The sequence below is a fragment of the Kitasatospora sp. NPDC097691 genome (assembly GCF_040302665.1).
Taxonomy (GTDB): Bacteria; Actinomycetota; Actinomycetes; order Streptomycetales; family Streptomycetaceae; genus Kitasatospora.
Genome location: NZ_JBEORY010000117.1, coordinates 1 through 4,144, shown reverse-complemented (window position 1 = coordinate 4,144; position 4,144 = coordinate 1). Strand labels below are relative to the sequence as shown.

4 protein-coding genes and 1 pseudogene are annotated in these 4,144 nt (G+C 72.2%); 3 read left to right on the top strand and 2 right to left on the bottom strand.

Translation table 11 applies throughout. The features are described 5' to 3' along the window. Nucleotides 1-96: pseudogene (locus tag ABTY56_RS38450) on the bottom strand (electron transfer flavoprotein subunit beta); the annotation flags it as partial. A gap of 301 nt (nt 97-397) precedes the next feature. After that, nucleotides 398-811: a thioredoxin family protein gene (locus tag ABTY56_RS38445; RefSeq protein WP_350634346.1), complete on the bottom strand. Its 414-nt coding sequence runs from the start codon at nt 809-811 to the stop codon at nt 398-400. A gap of 219 nt (nt 812-1,030) precedes the next feature. On the opposite strand from ABTY56_RS38445, the gene ABTY56_RS38440 reads away from it, so the two are divergent. The 3 genes from ABTY56_RS38440 to ABTY56_RS38430 all read left to right on the top strand — a co-directional run bounded on the left by ABTY56_RS38440 (nt 1,031) and on the right by ABTY56_RS38430 (nt 4,030). Continuing rightward, on the top strand, nt 1,031-1,456 hold the full coding sequence (locus tag ABTY56_RS38440) for a DUF4395 domain-containing protein (protein ID WP_350634345.1): 426 nt from the start codon (nt 1,031-1,033) through the stop codon (nt 1,454-1,456). Nucleotides 1,457-1,732: 276 nt separating this feature from the next. After that, nucleotides 1,733-2,503, top strand: a complete 771-nt coding sequence (locus tag ABTY56_RS38435) for a lysophospholipid acyltransferase family protein (protein WP_350634344.1) — start codon at nt 1,733-1,735, stop codon at nt 2,501-2,503. Between the two features lie 243 nt (nt 2,504-2,746). After that, entirely contained in the window at nt 2,747-4,030 is a 1,284-nt protein-coding gene (locus ABTY56_RS38430) for a beta-propeller domain-containing protein (RefSeq protein ID WP_350634343.1), read from the top strand. The last annotated feature ends 114 nt before the right edge of the window (nt 4,031-4,144 follow it).

Genomic DNA, 4,144 nt, shown 5'->3' with positions numbered 1-4,144 from the left:
CACGCCCTCCCGGTCCGTGGTGTGGTCGTCCGCGAAACGACGGTCACCCGTCGCGTCCGGCACGTACTTCACACAGACAACGATCCTCAAGCTCACGGCCTTGTCTCCTGTACTGGTCTCGTCCGGCAGCTGCGGCTGTGCAAGCGGGCGCGAACACAGAACGCACCCGCTCCGGGCAGCGGATTCCCGTGCCGGTCCGGAACTTCCTGGCAGCATACTCGCCGGTAGCCCAGTGGTCACTACTGGCCAGTAGCTTACGCCGGGCACCAACGCCCGCCGCCTGCGCCCATCCTGCCCCAGGCGGGGGCCGACTCCACCTGACGGGGCGGACCAAACCGCGACCGGATTCCGCCGCGACGGGGCACCGCAGCACGGGGTGACGCCCCGACGGGGATCCTCAGACCGCCTGGCCGAGCGCCGCGATCACGTCCGCCTTGCGCGGCTGCCCCGCCGCCCGACGCACCACCCGGCCGTCCGCGTCCAGCACCAGGACGGTCGGCGTCCGCCGGATCTCCAGACGGCGGGCCAACTCCAACCGCGCCTCGGTGTCCACCTCGACGTGCTCGACCCCCTCGACCATCCCCGCGACCTCGGCGAGCACCCGCCGGGTGGCCCGGCAGGGCTGGCAGAAGACCGTCGAGAACTGCACCAGCGTCGCCCGCGAGCCGAGCGGCCCGCCCAGCTCGGCCTCCGACAGCCGTACCGTCCCGTCCTTGGAGCCCACCCTCATCCTTCCGTCGTGCCAGGCCCGTAGCAGCCCGAACGTGGTCGCCACCGCCAGCACGACAACGCACACCACCAGCCCGGTCATCCCCCCAGTCTGCGCCAGCCCCACCGGGCCCCGAAAGACGGTCGACCGCCAGGGGCGGGCCGCGTACGATCGGCCGGTGGACTCCGAGCGCTCCTCACCGCCGTTGCCGACCACCCGCCGCGTCACCGCCCCGGGGCGAGCCATCGACCTCCGCAGTCGCTGACGCCCCCGTCGCCACCGTCCGCCGCTGCCGCCCGTCGCGACCCTTCCGGAGCCCCCGTGCAGACCGACCCCCGCGGTCCCCGTTTCTCCGCCGCGCTCACCTCGGCCGTCCTGATCGTCGTCCTCCTCACCGGCAGCAGCATCCTCCTCGCCGGTCAGGCGCTCGTCTTCGCTCTCGGCGCCTTCGGCGGCTTACGCCTCTCCCCGTACGACTGGATCTTCCGGATCCTCGTCCTGCCCCGACTGGCCCCGCCGTCCGAGACCGAGGACGAGCGGCCGCTGCGCTTCGGCCAGGGGATCCTGATGGTGTTCGCCACGATCGGCGCCCTCGGCTACGTGACCGGGGTGACCTGGCTCGGCCTGCTGGCCACCTCGGTCGGCCTCGCCGCCGCCTTCCTCAACGCCGCCTTCGGCTACTGCGTCGGCTGCGAGCTCTACCCGGTCGTCCGGCGCGCCCAGGGCCGCCTCACCGCCGGGGCCTGACCGGGCCGCCACCAGCACGGCCCGCCCCCTTCGGCCGCCTCCCACGACAGCCCGGCCCGGGAGCGGAAGAGTTCCCGTTCGAACTCATCACGGAGATCACACCGGGAAATTCGGCTTGCCCGCACGCCTCAGGTGACAGCAGGCACTCGTTCGGGGGATCATCTCCGTGTATCACCCGTGACCGCCGCGGCGTGCCGTGCTCCGGTCGGCACCGGCCGCGCAACGTCGCGGGCCCCCGCCGAACCGGGCTCCGGCCCGTGGAAGTCAGGACTGACCGTGGCAGAGTTCGTGTACCCGCCGGTGATCGGCGCCGCACTCACCGCCTTCCGCGCGCTCGACGTGCGGATCAAGATCGTGGGCGCCGAACACATCCCCGCCAGGGGGGGAGCGGTACTGGTCAGCAATCACATCAGCTACCTGGACTTTCTCTTCGCCGGCCTCGGCGCCTACCGCGGCGGCAAGCGCCAAACCCGCTTCATGGCCAAGGACGACGTCTTCAAGCACCGGATCTCCGGCCCGCTGATGCGCGGCATGAAGCACATCCCGGTGGACCGCACCGACGGCCAGCCCGCGTACGAGGCCGCCGTGCGCGCCCTCAAGGCCGGCGAGGTGGTCGGGGTCTTCCCCGAGGCGACGATCAGCCGCTCGTTCATGCTGAAGAAGTTCAAGACCGGCGCCGCCCGGATGGCCGCCGACTCCGGCGCCCCGCTGCTGCCCGTCGTCCTCTGGGGCACCCAGCAGCTCTGGACCAAGGGCCGCCCGAAGACCCTGACCAAGCGCCACGTCCCGGTGACGATCATGATCGGCGAACCGATTCACCTCGGGCCGGACGACAAGCCCGTCATGGTCACCAGAAGACTCCGCGCCGCCATGAGCGAGATGCTCGACCAGGCCCAGCGCGAGTACCCCGGCAAGCCCTCGGGCCCGGACGACACCTGGTGGCTGCCCGCCCAGCTCGGCGGAACGGCTCCCACCCTGGAGGTCGCCGAGGCCGAGGACGAGGCGGAGGCCCTCGCCAAGGCCGAGCGCCGCGCCGCCCGGGGCTGACCCTCCCCCCTCCCGCTGCTCCGTCCCACTGCTTTAGTCCCGCTACTCGGCCGCGCCACTCGGCGCGATTACTCCATGCGGTTACTCCACGCGGCCGAACGAACGCGATCCGTCGCGTGTCGCCCGGCGAGCGACGCCCTCCGTCTGACACAGTGACAGCTCCTTTCAGGGGCCTTCGTCCTGAATCGGCGACGGGGGCACACGTCGAGCGGTCGGCAAGGGTCGCAGAGGTCGGAGGCTGAGATGGCACGGATCACCAGCACAAGGCAGTCACCCACGAACAGGGCCCGCACCCGCGCAAGCGCAGGTGCGGGCCTTCTGCTTCTGGGCGCCCTGCTCACCGGCTGCGGGGCCGAGCCCGGGGAGATCCCCCTCTCGGAGATCCGGCCGGAGTCCCCCTCCGCCACCCCCGAGCCGACGCCCGCCGCGACCCCCGGCGTGGTCGACGCGGCAGCGGGAGCACCCGCCGCGTCCAGCGCGCACAACGGACTGATCGTCAGCCGGGCCTACACCGACGCTTCTCGCAGCACCAGCGCCATCGTCACGCTCGCCCCCGACGGCAGCGGCCAGCACCAGATCACCCAGCCGCCGGACCACGCCCGCGACGACCGACCCGACTGGTCCCCCGACGGCGCCACCATCGCCTTCGACCGCACCGACCCGCAGAGCGGCGCCGCCCGGCTCTGGACGGTCGCCACCTCCGGAGAGAGCGCCCACCAGATCAGCCAGCTCTGCGACAGCTCCAGCGGCGGCACCGACTGCGCCAACGAGGACGAACGCGCCCCCGCCTTCTCGCCCGACGGCAAGCAGCTCGCCTTCAGCCGCTCCTGGGGCGCCCAGGACCCGGCCGACAAGACCCGTTCCCAGTACTCGGACCTCTACCTGATGAGCCCCGAAGGCACCGACGTCCAGCGGCTCACCTTCCTCACCAACGACAAGCCCTACTCCGGCTCGGTCAGCAACCCCAGCTGGTCCCCCGACGGCAAGCAGCTCACCTTCGAGTACCGCACCAGCGCCACCGGACAGCCCGCCAACAGCCGCGCCATCTACGTCGTGAGCGCGGACGGCACCGGCCTCCGCCAGCTCACCCCCTGGGAACTGCGCGCCGGCGACCGCGCCGACTGGTCCCCCGATGGCACCCGGATCCTCTTCACCACCTACCCGGCCGGCCCCGACAACGCCCCCGGCGGCGGCATCTACACCATCCACCCCGACGGCACCGCCATCGGCGCCCTCACCCCCGCCCCCTCGGACGCCTTCTACGGAGCCGCCGCCTACGCGCCCGACGGTCAGTCCATCGTCTTCACCCAGGCCCCCGCGGGTGCCGGCGCCGACCTCTACAGCATGCGGCCGGACGGCAGCGCCGTCGCTCGCCTCACCACCAGCACCGACAAGTGGCTCAACCGTCCGGCCTGGGGCACCGCTGCGGTTCCCGCCGCACCGTCTGCTGCGGCCACGGCGGCGGCCGAGCCTGCGGCCCAGGCCCAGGGAGAGCCGACGGAGGAAGCGCAGTCCGACGACGAGTGAGCCGACGGCCGAGAAAGGCCCGGAAACGCGAAGAACCCCCATCCGGAATCCGGATGGGGGTTCTTCACAATGATTGTTCGGCGGCGTCCTACTCTCCCACAGGGTCCCCCCTGC

Coding starts and splice junctions, on each gene's coding strand:
- ABTY56_RS38445 (WP_350634346.1), bottom strand. CDS start 811: ATGACCGGGCTGGTGGTGTGCGTTGTCGTGCTGGCGGTGGCGACCACG.
- ABTY56_RS38430 (WP_350634343.1), top strand. CDS start 2,747: ATGGCACGGATCACCAGCACAAGGCAGTCACCCACGAACAGGGCCCGC.